Below are 14,117 nucleotides of genomic sequence, written 5' to 3'. Positions count from 1 at the left end.
CGCCCCCGACCCCACAAGCAACCACGCAAACTCCGCGGGCCTTCTCGCGCAGTCGAACGGCGCGACGACGCGCCACAGGGATCAAGACCCTCGCAGGTGATGTCCGAACAACGAGCGATCCCACAGACCGGCGAAGCCGTCCCGCCCGATCGGCGGCTATGCGAGGCCCACGAAGCCAGTTACCTTGTCCGCGGTCACCCAGTCTTCTCCCGAACTGTTATGGAGCCGGAGTTCGAGTTCGTCGGACTGGGTCCATCTGACTCCCGTCACCGTGAATTCTCCGCCATCGGTGCTGGCCTTGAAGTTCGAACCGAAGGCAAGCCCGTAGACGAGCTGCTGTTCGGTCGGATTCTTGGCACGCTTCGGGGTGGGACTGTCGGCGGTCGCCCCTTGGCTCCTGAGCGTTTCCAGCAGTTTCTCCGTCACGTCACCGCGAGCATTCACCGAGGCGGTTGCTACCGCAGACCGGCCGCGCACGTCGCCGTCCATGACCTTTGCGAGTGCGGTTACGCCAGCTGCAATGACGACCGCAGTTGAGAAGACGACCGCTGCGATCACCACTTGACCCTGATCCTGCGTGAAGGTGAGGAAAGACGTGACGAGTCCCGCACCCGCGCCGGCGCCCGTGCCCCAGCCGATGAGTTTCTGGGTGGTCTTGGTCACTTGCAGCGAGAAGTCTTCCAAGGCAACTCGCGCGCCTTCCTCCGCCGAAATTTCCTTCGCAGGAAGAAGCGAAAGGCCCTGGAGGACCTCCTTGATCGCCGGTAGTTTCTCGGTCACATTGTCGGTCACGACTGTTACCCCTTCGAATCGAATGAGCAGCCTGGAACGCCAAGTCGCCCCATCCTTGAGACTACGCACACCGGAATCATGAACGTCGCATCGCCGCCAACTCGCAGCGAAATGACGCACCGATGCCGTTCCATCGAATCAGCGATTCGAGGCAAATCCGGACATTGCAATCGAGTACGAGGTTCGCAGAGGCGAGGCCGACGCACCAGCCACCGCCGCCGTCAATCAGGACGACTGACCTGACCACGAACTGCGAGCGGAACCGGCTGTGCGGGGTGTCACCACAGTCCGTGGACTGGGGGTCGGCGACACCACGCGGCCGTCGAGTGAGCGAGTCGCCGCGACCACATCGCTTTCACAAGCGCGCGACGAACGAGCACGCGCAGCCGAGAAACGGGTGGGTGGGGCAGGCTGCGGGCGAGCGATAGCGAGCGGGAACCGGCTGCGAGGGCAGATCACGTCCCCCCGGCAAGGCAGTTCTTGATACGCCGTTGATCACGCTCATTCCAACGTTGTACTGTCGTGTCGACCGCCCACCTCACTCTGATGGAGTTCTTGATGACCCAGCCTCGTTCTGAGCACCCGCGGCCGCAGTTTGTTCGGGCGGAGTGGTTGAACTTGAACGGCGAGTGGGAGTTCGAGATCGATCGGTCGGACTCCGGGCTCGAGCGCGGGGTGCGGGATCGGGAGTTGGCGCAGCGGATCGTCGTACCGTTCGCGCCGGAGACCAAGTTGTCCGGAATCGAGGACGTCGACTTCCTCGAGGCGGTTTGGTACCGGACGACCGTCACGATCCCGGCTGAGTGGACGGGCAAGGACGCCGTGCTGCACTTCCAGGCGGTCGACCACGACGCGACTGTGTGGGTGAACAGCGTCGAGGTCGTCCGGCATCGCGGTGGGTTCACGCCGTTCAGTGCACGGTTGAACGCCGCGCCGGGTGAGGAAGTGGTGATCGTGGTCCGCGCCCGGGACAGCCGGTACGGCGTCCAGGCTCGCGGGAAGCAGACGACGAACTACTTCAACAGCGGCTGCCACTACACCCGGACCACGGGTATCTGGCAGACCGTCTGGCTCGAGGCCGTGCCGCGCGTGCACCTCAAGCGGCCGCGGATCACCCCGGATGTAGCCGGCTCGAGCTTCCACCTGGAGCTACCCGTATCGGCCAACAAGCCGGGTTGGAGGGTTCGCGCGACGCTCAAAGACGCCGACGGCGAGGTCACGCGAAAGGAGGTCCGCGCCGACCTCGATCTGGCGCCGCGCCTCACCCTCGAGATCCCGGCCGACCGGGTCCGGCTCTGGGACACGACCGATCCGCACCTGTACGACGTACGCCTCGAGCTGATCGATGCCGACGGCAACGTTGTGGACGGCGCGGACAGCTACGCCGGGCTGCGGTCGGTGTCGATCAACGGTCAGGCGATCCTGATCAACGGCAAGCACGTGTTCCAGCGGCTTGTGCTGGACCAGGGCTACTGGCCGGAGAGCCTGATGACGGCGCCGTCCGAGGAGGCGCTGGTCGCGGACATCGAGCTGAGCCTGGCGGCCGGGTTCAACGGGGCGCGGCTGCACCAGAAGGTGTTCGAGGAGCGGTTCTTGTACCACGCGGACCGGCTCGGGTACCTGGTCTGGGGCGAGTTCGGCGACTGGGGCTCCGGCAGAGGCGACACCGGCGACGACAACCAGCAGCCGGCGGCCAACTTCGTCACCCAGTGGCTGGAAGCGGTCGAGCGTGACTACAGCCACCCGAGCATCATCGGCTGGTGCCCGCTGAACGAGACCCACCAGCTGCTGCACGACCGGATCACCCAGCTGGACGACGTCACCCGGGCGATGTTCCTGGCCACCAAGGCCGCGGACACCACTCGCCCGGTGCTGGACGCGTCCGGATACTCCCACCGCGTGCCGGAGACCGACGTCTGGGACTCGCACAACTACGAGCAGGACCCGGCCGAGTTCGCCAAGCAGATGGCTGGCCTCGCGGACGGCGCGCCGTACGGGAACACCGGTGGACACGAGCAGAAGCCGATCTCCCAGCCGTACGCCGGTCAGCCGTACTTCTGCAGTGAGTTCGGCGGCATCTGGTGGAACCCGGAAGCGGCAGCCAAAGCAGCGGGCAACGACACCAACGAGTCATGGGGTTACGGCCAGCGCGTCAGGGACGAGGACGAGTTCTACGACAGGTTCGCCGGACTGGTCGACGTACTGCTCGACGACCCGCTGATGTTCGGGTACTGCTACACGCAGCTCACCGACGTTTTCCAGGAAGAGAACGGCATCTACCGGTTCGACCGGAGCTCGAAGCTCGACGTACCGCGGATCAAGGCCGTCCAGACCAGGCCGGCCGCCTACGAGAAGGACTGAATCGCGAGACTGCCTGCCGCGACCAGGACCCACAGGATCGCTCCGAGGAGGAGAGGCCGGGGTCCTGTGTCGCGGAGCTCGCGAGGCCGCAGCGACAGTCCGATCGCCACCAGCGCGGAGGTGATCAAGAAGGTCCCGACCAGGCTCAACGTCGGCAGCCAACCGAGCGGCACAAGACCGGCCGAACGCAGGCCGGCGGCGGCTAGGAAGCCGATCAGGAAGAGCGGGACAAGCTTCCGCCAGGGCAGACGGGCCGCAGGCTCGCCGGAGGGCGTCCGGGCGTCGCGGCGCGACTTGAGTACGACGAGCGCGATGACGATCGGGACCAGCATCAGCGAGCGGGTCAGTTTGACGACGATCGCCTGGTCGCCGGCCTCCTGGCTGTAGGCGTAGCCGGCGGCGACCACCGAGGACGTGTCGTTGATCGCCGTACCCGCCCACAACCCGAAGGCTTCCGGGCTGAGGCCGAGCAGATGGCCGAGCGGCGGGAACGCGAGGACGGCGACGACATTGAAGGTGAAGATCGTCGCCAGCGCATAGGCGACCGATGAGCGCTTGGGGTTGATCGCCGCCGTGGTCGCCGCGATCGCCGAGGCGCCGCAGATCGCCGTGCCGACGCCGATCAACGTCTGGGTGTCACCGCGGACACCGAGCAGACGGCCGAACAGCCAGGCACCGCCCAACGCGATCGCCAGCGTGCCGAGCATCACCGGCAGCGACGAGCCGCCGACGTGGACGACCTGCTGCAGAGACAGACCAGTTCCCAGTACGACGATCGACAGCTGGAGCAACGTCTTCGACGCGAACCCGTACCCAGGCCGGCACGCGTCGGAGCGCAAGGCAGGCACGAGCAGACCGGCCAACACGCCGAGCACGATCCCGAACACAGGCCCGCCGATCACCGGCACGAGCCGGCCGAGCGGAACGGCGACAGCAGTCAGAGCCAGTACGACGGCCAGGCCGGGCACCCGCCGAAGAACCGGCCCACGATGGTCGAGAACGGCAACAGTCGAGACGACTGGTGGCCTAACCTCGACCTGCACCATCAGACCGGCTCCCCCTACGCTAGAAATGTACGCACATTTAAGCTAGGAGATGACCGGACATTTGGCAAGCCCGGGCGAGACCCGGGCACCCCCGGCGACCCCCAGCGGAGGACACGACCCGATGACCGAGCGCAGGCTTGACCGCACCGGCGGCCAGCCGCTCTGGAAGCAGCTGCAGCAGGACCTGGTCCGGCGACTGCGGGCCGGGGAGTTCGACGACCTCTTCCCCGGCGAGCTCGCGCTGGTCGAGGACTACCAGGTCAGCCGGCACACGGTCCGCCAAGCGCTCGGCAAACTGCGCACCGACGGCCTGATCGTCGCCGAGCGGGGTCGCCAGCCACGAGTCGCGACCGCGCCGGAGATCCGCCAGCCGATGGGCGCGCTCTACAGCCTGTTCTCCTCGGTCGAGGCCTCCGGTCTGACCCAGCACAGCGTCGTACGGGCGCTCGACGTCCGAGCCGACGGGGTCATCGCGGCCCGCCTCGACCTCGAGGCATCCATCCCGCTGCTCTACCTCGAGCGACTCCGCTTCGCCGGCGACGAACCGCTGGCGCTCGACCGCGTCTGGCTGCCCGCTTCACTCGCGGAACCACTCCTGGACGCCGACTTCACCCACACCAGCCTCTACAACGAACTGGCCGCCCGCACCGGAATCCGCCTCGACCACGGTCGCGAAGACATCCGGGCCGTCGTACCCACGCCGGCCGAGCGGACCCTCCTGCACTGCCCACCGGAAGCGGCCGCCTTCTCCATCAACCGCCAGGGCACCTCGCAGAACCGCCCAGTCGAGTGGCGCCACACCCTCGTCCGCGGCGACCGTTTCGCCCTCTCCGCCGAATTCTCCGCCAACACCGGCTACCGCCTGACGGCGGGCGCGGTGACCCACACCGCCTGATCCGAAATAATTGTTGGCTGCGCCAACAACATCTGCCTATAGTTGGTGTCACCAATGTTGGTTACACCAATGAAAGAGGATGGATGATGAGTGAGATTGCGGATCGGCTGGAGGTCGCGGAGTTGTTCGGGCGGTTGGCGCGGGTGCTGGATGAGGGGACACCGGACGACCTTCGGCAGATCTACACGAAGGATGTGGTGGTGCGGTCACCGCGCGGCAATGAACTGCACGGCATCGACACCGTGCTCGAGTTCGTGCGGAGTACGGCGGTCGACGGCGAGCGGACCCAGCATCTGCACAGTGACGTACTTGTCACGGTCGACGGAGATCAGGCCGACGCATCGGCCAACCAGTTGGCCTTCTTCTACCGCGAGGGCGAGGCACCGCACCGGCTGGCCGGCCTCCGGTTGACCTACACCGCCGTACGAACCGAGGAGGGCTGGCGGTTCCGGGAGGCCAACATCGGCCGGGCTTGGCAACGCGGCGATTGATACTGAGGGCATGACGGTCAAGGAATTGCGGTTGGTGGTGACGGCGGACGACTACGACGCGGCGGTGGCGTTCTACCGGGACGTGGTCGGGTTGCCCGAGCGGGCGTCCTACTCGTCGGAGAACGGGCGGGTGGTGATCCTCGAGGTCGAGCGGGCGACGCTCGAGATCGCGGACCCCGGTCAGGCCGACTTCATCGACGAGGTCGAAGTCGGCCGCCGGGTCGCGGGGAAGTACCGAGTCGCCCTGGAGGTGGACGACTCGGCCGAGACCACCCGGAAGCTGGCCGACGCCGGCGCCACCGTGCTCGCCGAGCCGACCCGCACTCCGTGGAACTCGCTCAACGCCCGGCTGGAGACGCCGGGAGGAATTCAGCTGACCTTGTTCACCGAGCTCGGCTGACTCACTCACCGAAGAGCGGGGCGCCCCAGTCCTTCCAGCGGAAGTAGACCGGGTCGCCGAAGCTGGCCGGGACCTTGCCGAGGCCCTGGATGACCGTGGCGAGTCCGTTGGCGTGACCGACGGCATACAGGTAGCCGGTCTTCGTGTCCTTGTCGATGCCGAGCAGCACCGTGCCGTACCGGCCGCACATTTGCCCGAGCATCGCTTCGAAGCCCTGCCAGGTCGATCGCCGGACCAGCTTCACGACCGGCTTCATCGGCGACGTGGTCGGGATGTGGATGGTGTAGAGGGCGCCGCCGCGGGTGTTGGCGAGGAAGGTGTCGTAGGTCTTGGTCTTGCTGATCAGCACCATCGACTTCACTGCGGCGAAGCCCGGCGCGGACACCTTGTTCCGCCACACCCCGCGGTCGACCGTCCAGCGGAACAGGACGCCGTCATTCCGGAGGGCGTACATGTTGGTCCGCGTGACGCCGGGGTCCGTCGGGCCTTGGTACTCGGCCTCTTCCAACGCGGTGAAGGTGCTCCAGCCACCCCCGATCCGCGGTCCCAGTCCACCGTGGAGGACACCGTCCATCACGGTGTAGCCGGTGCCGTACAGCGAGTCGCCGAGGACGACATAGCCGTTGGCGCGATAGCCGCCGTACCCGTCGTCCTGGACCTGGAACGAGCTGCTCAGCCGGGCGAGGCCGTCGGCATACAGGTTCGGTGCACCGATCGTCGGCGGCCTGACCGTGGGCGGCGACGTCGAGATGACGAGCTGCGAGCGGTGATCGCCACCGGCCGTGACGGAACCCGTCGACACGACACAGTTCGCCGTCGACGCGCTCGGCGTCGCCGACGCCGTCGCGGGGATCAGGCCGACGCCGAGGACGGCCGTACTCATCATTGCGATTGCCCTGGATCTACCGGCCATGGTGGCTCGCCTCCCTAGTGGTCCTTACCTACCTGGATGGCCGATCGAGGCCGAAAGTTGCGCGACTCCTTGGGCGTCTCGGTCCGGAAGGATTCACCGAGCTCCGGACCGAGGCCGAAGTAGTGCCGGAAGTTGTACAGCAGCGGCGACCACAGACCAGGATCGACGTACGACGTCCCCGGTACGACGATCCGGTCGTCGGCGTGCACCCGCAGTACTCGCGCCTGCACGATCAAGAAGTTGCCCTCGGCATCAAGTTGCCCCTGTACGGCGGATGCCTCGAACTGCAACGGGCATTCGGCTACCCGCGGCGGACCGACCAGATCGGACGGAACCGGCGTCAGCCCGGCCGCCTTGAACTTCTCCCGCTCGTACCGGAACCTGGCCCGCTTGTGCGCCGGTACCGGGTCACGACCGGTCAGTCCAGCGAGACGCTCGACCGCCTCCCACTGTGCAGGCGAGGGAAAGTTGATGACCAATTCAGGTCGATGCTGGAGGTTGTGCGCGGTCTGACCGGAGTTGCCGAGTCCGAGGACGACGACGTCGCCGAGTGCCCAGGCGGACGACATCGGCGCGAGGTTGATCGTGCCGTCGCCGTTCTCGGTGGAGAGCAGGGCGACCGGCGTACCGACGTACAGGATGGACGGTTCGATCGTCAGATGCGTCATGGGTCCCGACGCTAGGTCGCGGTCGCTTCGGCGGGGGCCGAACTGTCTGAACGGCATGATGGATGGCATGAGTACGCAGACCGAAGGGCAGGAGTTGGCGGCGTGGGCTCGGATGTTGGCCGATGCCACCCGGGCGACGGTCTGTCTGGCGTTGCTCGACGGGCGGGCGTGGACGGCGACTGAGCTGGCGCGGCTGGCGAAGGTGTCGCGGCCGACGATCAGTGAGCATCTCAACCTGTTGGTCGACGGTGGGTTGCTGACCGAACTACGGCAGGGTCGGCATCGGTACCTGAAGCTCGCCGGGCCAGAGACGGCCGAGTTGCTCGAGGGGCTTGCGGCGCTCGCACCTCGTCGTACCGAAGTACTGAGCAGCCTGGCCGCGGTGAGCAAGCGGGACGCGTTCGCCCGGGCGCGGACCTGCTACGACCACCTCGCCGGCAAACTCGGTGTGGCGCTGGCGGATGCGATGACCGAGCGCGGCCTGATCGACTGGTCGGGCGGCGTCAGGCTCACGCCGGAGGGCTCGGCCTGGCTGGAAGATCTCGGCATCGTGGTCGAGGCGCGCCGCGGACGACCCGCGCTGCGGTCATGTCTGGACGTGACCGAACGACGGCCGCATCTGGCCGGTGCGGTCGGAGCGGCCCTGTGCGTCCACGCCTTGGACCACGGATGGGTGAGCCACATCCCCGGCGGCCGCGCGTTGAAAGTGACCGGTTCGGTGCGTGAATTCGGGCTACCGACCGGCGTCGTACGAGAACTTCTGCCCAGAGTCTGAGAAGACCGTGAGAAACACGCTCCAAGGAGGCGCGTAGCGCGGAAACCACCTAGCCTTCGGCCATGACTGAGTTCGAGCCCGGCACCGAACTGGTGTCCCGTCTGCCGCTGCCCAGCCATGTGATCGTCCTTGTGGACGGACAGTGGCGTCCCGGCTGGCTGATCGGCCGTGAGCACGAGGCGACGGGATGGACCGGCATGGTGCAGTACGAGGGCGACGACGGCACGGAGCAGACGGAACGCCTCCCGGCGGACCGGATCGCGCTGCCGGAATCGCACCAAACGAGCGAACAAGCGTCATAGCGAGTGCCTCGTCAAGGAACGTTGGTGCGACTAGCGGTGGTCCAGTCGTTCGCTGGCAAGGCGGAGGAGGAGAGCAATGCGGAGCATTGCGCGACGACGACAACGCCGCCAGCGGGCGTCTGGGGCGCCGCTAGGCGTGCCGAACGTTTCTTGACGAGGCACTGAGGGAGGGTTACAGCACGAAGGCCCCCGGTTGGTACCGGGGGCCTTCGTGCGTAACGCTGCCGGGGCGCCTGTCGACGACGAGAACCCCGCCCCAGGCCCTTCGGGCGGTTGACCTGGGACGGGATCCTCAGTGGCGTTACACACGGTATATCGCTGGTGACGGCGCGAGTGTTACACGATCGAAGGAAAAATCTTCCGGCGCGCTGACGGCGGTCGTTGACGACGGTCCGTCACGGCCGGCGTGGTCCGGCGGTCGGTCGAGGCGGCCGGACGTCGAGCGACCCCGGTGCACGTCCCTGAACACCGGGGCCTGGATCGACGGCCTCTCGAGCGACCCTCGCTCCTGCCCCTCAGGTGCCCCAGTCGCAGACTGCCAATCATGCCGAACGCAACCGAATCCGCGCGGACAGTGGTCAGAAGTGCACGGCGAGCAGAATTCGGCCGGTTTCCGAGCTGCGGATGTCCAGCGCCCGGATCTCGCTGCGCTGCAGTTTCGTGGTCGCGGCCGGCTTGACCGTCGTCCCCGGAGACGCGGTCCAGCTGGCCAGCAGCTGGGACTTCCCGGACGTGTCCGTGACGTACAACTCGTAGCCCCGGGCCCGTTCGCTCGGCGTGGCCAGTTCGTCGTACCGGCAGCTGATCTCGATCGTCGTACCCCAGCGTTCCGGCACCAGCCGGGCGTCCGCGGACAGTTTGCTGGCCACGGTCTGCGCGAGTACGACGTAGTCGCCCTGCGGCTCCTCGCGGCTGAGCGGGATCGCCACCAGCGCACTGACCGCGGCCGCGGTGGCCGCGACGCCGGCCATCACCAGGCCGAGCTTGAAGCGCCGCTGGCGGGTGTCCCGCTGGACCGCGCGGACCAGGCCGGGCAGCAGGTTCGGCGGGGCGGCGTTGATGGTCGCGAGCGCGCGGTCGTCGGGCAGCGCCGCCAGCGTGCCGGGTACGCCGGCCAGCCCCGCGACCTCGGCCGAGCACTCGTCACACGTCCGCAGGTGCTCCTCGTAGGCGCGCCGGTCCTTCGCCGACAACGCCCCGAGCAGATAGGCCGCGTCCCACTCCCGGTACGGATCGCTCACTGGCTCGTCACCCCCCTCTCCTGCAACGCGAGCTTCAGCGCCCGCAGCCCGTAGTGCAGCCGCGACTTCACGGTGCCCGACGGGATGTCCAGCTCTTCGGCGATATCAGTGACGGTACGACGCCCGTAGTACGCACGAACAATCACCTGCCGATGTTCCTCGGACAGCTGGGCCAGCGATTCCGCCACCAGCCACGCGTCCAGTACGGCGTTCGCGTGGTCGGCACTCGGGTTCTCCGGCAGGTCGTCGCTGGCCACCTCGCGGCTGACCCGGGCACTGCGCCGGTCGTCGATGACGAGATTGCGCGCCACCGTGAACAGCCAGGCCCGGGCCCCCGCCTCGTCCTCGGTCAGGATCTGCGGCCGGCGCCAGGCCCGCAGCAACGTCTCCTGCACGACATCCTCCGCCAGCCGGTCGTCACCGGTCAGCCGGACCACGAATCGCCACAACGCGGGCGCGTGCACATCGTGCAGCTCACGCAACAGCGCCGCCCGGTCATCGGCCATCGGCGCTCCTGCTCTGTCGTGCATCGTGCGGTCCCGGCCGGGATCACTCCGCTGCGACTGTTGCCTTGTGGGGTGCTGCTCGCTGCTCCACCGCCCAGGCGCCGTTGCCGAGGAACGCGATCAGCAGGAAGGCGAAGCAGAACAGCGCCGCCTTCTCGCCACCATTCTGCACAGGAAGCAAAGCATCTACCTGGTGAACCGTGAAGTAGGCGTACGCCATCGATCCCGAGCAGAGCAAGGCCGCGTACCGGGTACCCAGCCCGATCAGCACCAACGCACCGCCGGCGAACTGGATCGCGGCCGCCCACCAGGACGGCCAGGCGAACATCTCGACCTGCTTCGTCCCGAGTACGCCGAACAACGCGGCCGCACCGTGACTGGCGAACAGGAACCCGATCACGATCCGGAAGACGGCGATCACTTGCTTCTGGTAGCGCTCCAGCACCTTCATGGCCTCACTCCTCGAGGGTGTAGGGGTCGTTGCCTGTCCGAACGAGACAGCGGGCCATCAGGTTCAACGCATCGTGACTTTCAGATCACACTCCGAATCGGTTGCGTCGTACCAGCGTTATTGCTAGGTCGATCCGCGCATTCAGCGGCCGGAGCGGGGTACCGCCGGGTCCCGGCCACCGTGGCCGGCCCGTCCCCGTGCGGAAGGAAGAGCATCATGAGCACGTTCGACCCGTGGAACTATCGGGAGGACTCCGGATTCACTCCGGGCAACGACATCACCGGGTACAAGATCGCGGCCGTCGACGGCGACATCGGCAAGGTCGACGAGGCGACGTACGAGGTCGGTTCCTCGTCCATCGTGGTCGACACCGGCCCGTGGATCCTCGGCCGCAAGGTGCTGCTGCCGGCCGGAGTGGTCCAGCGCATCGACACCACCGACGAGAAGGTGTACGTCGACCGCACCAAGGATCAGATCAAGGACGCCCCGGAGTACGACCCGGACGACCCCGACAGCAGCGTCGACCCCGATTACCGCGACCGTCTCGGCAACTACTACGGGGACTACTACAAGCGCGGTATGTGACGTCCACCCGACCCGGAGGGTGGCCCGGCTCACTGCCAGGGCCACTCCCCGGCTCCGCGGCTCGCTGCTTGCCAGGCCCTGTGGCACGCTGAAGGCGGGGGTGGGGTCCTGTGCTCGAGACGAAGCTGTACGTGCCCAGGCCGCGAGCGGGTCTGGTGTCGCGGCCGCGGTTGAGCGAGCGGCTGGGCAAGGGGGCGAAACTCACGCTGGTCTCTGCGCCGGCCGGTTTCGGCAAGACGACGGTGCTGGCGGCGGCAGCCGAGAACCGATCCGTCGCTTGGCTGTCGCTGGATGCCAGTGACAACGACCCGGCGACCTTCTGGACCTACGTCGTCGCGGCACTGCGAACGGTGGCGCCCGAGATCGGCACGCTGCCGGAGTCGTCACAACCGATTCCGGTCGGCCTGATGCTCACTCCGCTGCTCAACGACCTCGGCGCGATCAAGCAGGAGATCGTGCTGGTGCTCGACGACTACCACCTGATCGACGCGCGCGAGATCCAGGACGGAATGGCGTTCCTGCTGGACCACGTGCCGCCGAATCTGCGCCTGGTGATAGCGGGTCGGGCTGACCCTTTGTTGCCGCTGGCCCGATTGCGGGCGCGTGGCGAACTGGTCGAGATCCGGGCCGCCGAACTGCGATTCACTCCGGACGAAGCAGCGACGTACCTCACCGAAAGGATGGGGCTGCAGCTGACGGCGCGGGATGTGGCCGCGCTGGAGGAGCGCACCGAGGGGTGGATCGCCGCGCTCCAACTGGCGGCGCTGTCGATGCAGGGGCGTGACGACGTGACCGCCTTCATCGACGGATTCGCGGGCACCGATCGGTTCGTCGTCGACTATCTGGTCGAGGAAGTGGTGCAGCGGCAGACCCCGGAGATCCAGTCGTTCTTGTTGCAGACGTCCATTCTCGGCCGGCTGAGTGGCTCGTTGTGCGATGCGTTGACCGGGCAGGTCGACGGGAAGGCGGTTCTGGCGGAGCTCGAACGCGGGAACCTGTTCCTGGTCCCGCTCGACGATCGCCGGCAGTGGTACCGGTACCCCACCTCTTCGCCGACGTCATGCACGCGCGCCTGCTCGACGAGCAACCCGATCAGGTGCCAGTCCTCCATCGACGCGCGAGCGCTTGGTATGAGCAGTACGGCGAACTGCAAGCCGCCGTCCACCATGCATTGGCCGCTTCAGACTTCGAGCGGGCGGCGGATCTGCTCGAGCTGGCGCTCCCGGCCATGCGGAGGGATCGGCAGGAAGCAACGATGATCGGCTGGCTCAAGCGGCTGCCCGACGAACTGCTTCGAGAACGGCCGGGGCTCAGCCTGGACTATTCCGGCGCGCTGCTGTCGTTCGGCTCGGTGGACGACGCGGAGTCGCGTTTGCAGGACGCCGCGCAGGATGAGGCACTCGGCGGCTGGATCGCCATCTACCGGGCCGGTCTGGCACTGATGCGCGCCGACAACGCGACCACGGTCACCCAAGGGAGGAAGGCACTCGAACTGCTGCCGGACGACGATCATCTCGGCCACGGCGCGGCGACCGGTCTGCTCGGGCTCGCGTCTTGGTCGCAAGGGGATCTCGAGGCAGCACACACGGCGTACACGGACTGCATGGCGAGCCTGATCCGGGTCGGGCACCTGTCCGATGCCCTCGGCTGCTCGATCACGTTGGCCGATATCGCGATCACCCAAGGACGACTCCGCGAGGCGATGCGCGTGTACGAACGCGCGTTGGAGCTCGGGCAGGACGGGCCGCCGCTGCGCGGGACGGCTGACATGTACGTCGGAATGAGTGGGCTGCACCGCGAACGGAACGAGCTACCGGCGGCGCTGGAGTTGTTGCACCGCAGCGACCGGTTGGGCGACGCGATGGGGTTGCCGCAGAACCCCTGGCGTCGGCGGGTCGCGATGGCCCGGATCCGTGAAGCGGAAGGAGATCTGGCCGGCGCGGTCGAGCTTCTCGACGACGCGGAACGCCGGTATTTCGGCGACTTCTCGCCGGAGGTCCGGCCAGTGTCGGCGATGCGGGCCCGGGTGTGGATTCGGCAGGGCAAGGTGGAGGACGCGCTGGCCTGGGCTCGCGATCGGGGTCTGCCCGGTGACCTTGTCTATTTGCGCGAGTTCGAGCACATCACGCTGGCCAGGGCACTCCTGGCGGGGGGATCGCTCGATGAGGCGGTCGAGCTGTTGCAAGGTCTGCTGCGTGACGCCGAGACGGGTGGCCGGATCGGCAGTGTCATCGAGATCCTGGTGTTGCAGGCGCTCGCTCAGCGGGGCGACGTACCTGCTGCGCTGGTTCCATTGTCGCGGGCCCTCACGCTGGCCTCGCCGGAAGGGTACGTTCGCGTCTTCGTGGACGACGGTACGGCGATGCTGCCGCTCTTGAAAGCGGCCGCGAAGCAAGGGATCCCCGTCGGTCATCTCGTCAGTGCGCTGACTGGTGCCGTGGTGCCTTCGCAAGGCGTGCCGGACGCGTTGAGTGAGCGCGAACTCGAGGTGCTCCGACTGCTCGGCAGCGAACTCGCCGGACCGGACATCGCCCGCGAGCTCACGGTGTCGCTGAACACCCTGCGCACGCACACGAAGAACATCTATCTGAAGCTCGGCGTGAACAGCCGGCGGGCAGCGGTACGACGAGCCGGTGAGCTCGGCCTGCTCGCGCGGACCCACTGAAGGGATCACCACATCTGGTGATGACG

Annotated in this window: 16 protein-coding genes; 9 read left to right on the top strand and 7 right to left on the bottom strand. The window is 67.2% G+C overall.

Features of this window, described 5'->3' with window-relative positions; translation table 11 throughout:
• Window positions 1–156 precede the first annotated feature (156 nt).
• A complete protein-coding gene (locus tag V9K99_RS21855; RefSeq protein ID WP_337010397.1) occupies window positions 157–792 on the bottom strand; it encodes a hypothetical protein in 636 nt (211 codons plus the stop codon).
• A 558-nt stretch (window positions 793–1,350) separates the two neighbouring features.
• Between V9K99_RS21855 and V9K99_RS21850 the strand changes: the two genes are divergently transcribed.
• Complete coding sequence (locus tag V9K99_RS21850; RefSeq protein ID WP_337010400.1) at window positions 1,351–3,153, top strand: glycoside hydrolase family 2 protein; 1,803 nt, start codon at window positions 1,351–1,353, stop codon at window positions 3,151–3,153.
• Here V9K99_RS21850 and V9K99_RS21845 read toward each other — a convergent pair.
• Complete coding sequence (locus tag V9K99_RS21845; RefSeq protein ID WP_337010402.1) at window positions 3,138–4,199, bottom strand: YeiH family protein; 1,062 nt, start codon at window positions 4,197–4,199, stop codon at window positions 3,138–3,140. The genes V9K99_RS21850 and V9K99_RS21845 overlap by 16 nt on opposite strands.
• A gap of 121 nt (window positions 4,200–4,320) precedes the next feature.
• Between V9K99_RS21845 and V9K99_RS21840 the strand changes: the two genes are divergently transcribed.
• The 3 genes from V9K99_RS21840 to V9K99_RS21830 all read left to right on the top strand — a co-directional run bounded on the left by V9K99_RS21840 (window position 4,321) and on the right by V9K99_RS21830 (window position 5,985).
• Entirely contained in the window at window positions 4,321–5,094 is a 774-nt protein-coding gene (locus V9K99_RS21840) for a GntR family transcriptional regulator (RefSeq protein ID WP_337010404.1), read from the top strand.
• A gap of 86 nt (window positions 5,095–5,180) precedes the next feature.
• Window positions 5,181–5,585 carry a nuclear transport factor 2 family protein gene (locus V9K99_RS21835; RefSeq protein ID WP_337010406.1) on the top strand — a complete coding sequence of 135 codons (405 nt, stop codon included), beginning with the start codon at window positions 5,181–5,183 and terminating at the stop codon, window positions 5,583–5,585.
• 10 nt (window positions 5,586–5,595) lie between these two features.
• Window positions 5,596–5,985: a VOC family protein gene (locus V9K99_RS21830; protein ID WP_337010408.1), complete on the top strand. Its 390-nt coding sequence runs from the start codon at window positions 5,596–5,598 to the stop codon at window positions 5,983–5,985.
• A 1-nt stretch (window position 5,986) separates the two neighbouring features.
• Here the strand turns inward: V9K99_RS21830 and V9K99_RS21825 are convergent, their stop codons facing one another.
• Both V9K99_RS21825 and V9K99_RS21820 read right to left on the bottom strand, forming a co-directional pair.
• Entirely contained in the window at window positions 5,987–6,898 is a 912-nt protein-coding gene (locus tag V9K99_RS21825) for a hypothetical protein (RefSeq protein WP_337010410.1), read from the bottom strand.
• 14 nt (window positions 6,899–6,912) lie between these two features.
• Window positions 6,913–7,566 carry a flavin reductase family protein gene (locus V9K99_RS21820; RefSeq protein ID WP_337010412.1) on the bottom strand — a complete coding sequence of 218 codons (654 nt, stop codon included), beginning with the start codon at window positions 7,564–7,566 and terminating at the stop codon, window positions 6,913–6,915.
• A 67-nt stretch (window positions 7,567–7,633) separates the two neighbouring features.
• On the opposite strand from V9K99_RS21820, the gene V9K99_RS21815 reads away from it, so the two are divergent.
• On the top strand, window positions 7,634–8,341 hold the full coding sequence (locus V9K99_RS21815; RefSeq protein WP_337010413.1) for an ArsR/SmtB family transcription factor: 708 nt from the start codon (window positions 7,634–7,636) through the stop codon (window positions 8,339–8,341).
• Between the two features lie 62 nt (window positions 8,342–8,403).
• Window positions 8,404–8,643 (top strand): hypothetical protein, encoded by a 240-nt coding sequence (locus V9K99_RS21810; protein ID WP_337010415.1) that lies wholly within the window; start codon window positions 8,404–8,406, stop codon window positions 8,641–8,643.
• 578 nt (window positions 8,644–9,221) lie between these two features.
• Here V9K99_RS21810 and V9K99_RS21805 read toward each other — a convergent pair.
• From V9K99_RS21805 to V9K99_RS21795, 3 genes are read right to left on the bottom strand one after another with little or no spacing between them, the layout of a single operon-like run.
• Entirely contained in the window at window positions 9,222–9,884 is a 663-nt protein-coding gene (locus V9K99_RS21805) for an anti-sigma factor family protein (protein WP_337010417.1), read from the bottom strand.
• Window positions 9,881–10,390 (bottom strand): sigma-70 family RNA polymerase sigma factor, encoded by a 510-nt coding sequence (locus V9K99_RS21800; RefSeq protein ID WP_337010419.1) that lies wholly within the window; start codon window positions 10,388–10,390, stop codon window positions 9,881–9,883. Before V9K99_RS21800 ends, V9K99_RS21805 begins: the two co-directional genes overlap by 4 nt.
• A 43-nt stretch (window positions 10,391–10,433) precedes the next feature.
• Window positions 10,434–10,841 carry a DoxX family protein gene (locus tag V9K99_RS21795; RefSeq protein WP_337010421.1) on the bottom strand — a complete coding sequence of 136 codons (408 nt, stop codon included), beginning with the start codon at window positions 10,839–10,841 and terminating at the stop codon, window positions 10,434–10,436.
• 216 nt (window positions 10,842–11,057) lie between these two features.
• Here V9K99_RS21795 and V9K99_RS21790 point away from each other — a divergent pair, with 216 nt between their 5' ends.
• From V9K99_RS21790 to V9K99_RS21780, 3 genes are all read left to right on the top strand, one after another.
• Complete coding sequence (locus tag V9K99_RS21790) at window positions 11,058–11,426, top strand: PRC-barrel domain containing protein (RefSeq protein WP_337010423.1); 369 nt, start codon at window positions 11,058–11,060, stop codon at window positions 11,424–11,426.
• A gap of 110 nt (window positions 11,427–11,536) precedes the next feature.
• Complete coding sequence (locus V9K99_RS21785) at window positions 11,537–12,685, top strand: hypothetical protein (protein ID WP_337010425.1); 1,149 nt, start codon at window positions 11,537–11,539, stop codon at window positions 12,683–12,685.
• The gene (locus V9K99_RS21780; protein WP_337010427.1) at window positions 12,598–14,091 is read left to right on the top strand and encodes a LuxR C-terminal-related transcriptional regulator; all 1,494 of its coding nucleotides are present in this window, start codon (window positions 12,598–12,600) and stop codon (window positions 14,089–14,091) included. Before V9K99_RS21785 ends, V9K99_RS21780 begins: the two co-directional genes overlap by 88 nt.
• The last annotated feature ends 26 nt before the right edge of the window (window positions 14,092–14,117 follow it).

Source organism: Kribbella sp. CCNWLW201, from assembly GCF_037203805.1.
In the GTDB taxonomy this organism is placed as follows: domain Bacteria; phylum Actinomycetota; class Actinomycetes; order Propionibacteriales; family Kribbellaceae; genus Kribbella.
This window is presented reverse-complemented; position numbering and strand designations above follow the sequence as displayed.

Bases quoted from the DNA above. Each gene is read 5' to 3' on its own strand.
- V9K99_RS21810 (WP_337010415.1), top strand. From the start codon at position 8,404: ATGACTGAGTTCGAGCCCGGCACCGAACTGGTGTCCCGTCTGCCGCTG.
- V9K99_RS21850 (WP_337010400.1), top strand. From the start codon at position 1,351: ATGACCCAGCCTCGTTCTGAGCACCCGCGGCCGCAGTTTGTTCGGGCG.
- V9K99_RS21830 (WP_337010408.1), top strand. From the start codon at position 5,596: ATGACGGTCAAGGAATTGCGGTTGGTGGTGACGGCGGACGACTACGAC.
- V9K99_RS21800 (WP_337010419.1), bottom strand. From the start codon at position 10,390: ATGGCCGATGACCGGGCGGCGCTGTTGCGTGAGCTGCACGATGTGCAC.
- V9K99_RS21845 (WP_337010402.1), bottom strand. From the start codon at position 4,199: ATGGTGCAGGTCGAGGTTAGGCCACCAGTCGTCTCGACTGTTGCCGTT.
- V9K99_RS21835 (WP_337010406.1), top strand. From the start codon at position 5,181: ATGAGTGAGATTGCGGATCGGCTGGAGGTCGCGGAGTTGTTCGGGCGG.
- V9K99_RS21815 (WP_337010413.1), top strand. From the start codon at position 7,634: ATGAGTACGCAGACCGAAGGGCAGGAGTTGGCGGCGTGGGCTCGGATG.
- V9K99_RS21795 (WP_337010421.1), bottom strand. From the start codon at position 10,841: ATGAAGGTGCTGGAGCGCTACCAGAAGCAAGTGATCGCCGTCTTCCGG.
- V9K99_RS21820 (WP_337010412.1), bottom strand. From the start codon at position 7,566: ATGACGCATCTGACGATCGAACCGTCCATCCTGTACGTCGGTACGCCG.
- V9K99_RS21790 (WP_337010423.1), top strand. From the start codon at position 11,058: ATGAGCACGTTCGACCCGTGGAACTATCGGGAGGACTCCGGATTCACT.
- V9K99_RS21840 (WP_337010404.1), top strand. From the start codon at position 4,321: ATGACCGAGCGCAGGCTTGACCGCACCGGCGGCCAGCCGCTCTGGAAG.
- V9K99_RS21825 (WP_337010410.1), bottom strand. From the start codon at position 6,898: ATGGCCGGTAGATCCAGGGCAATCGCAATGATGAGTACGGCCGTCCTC.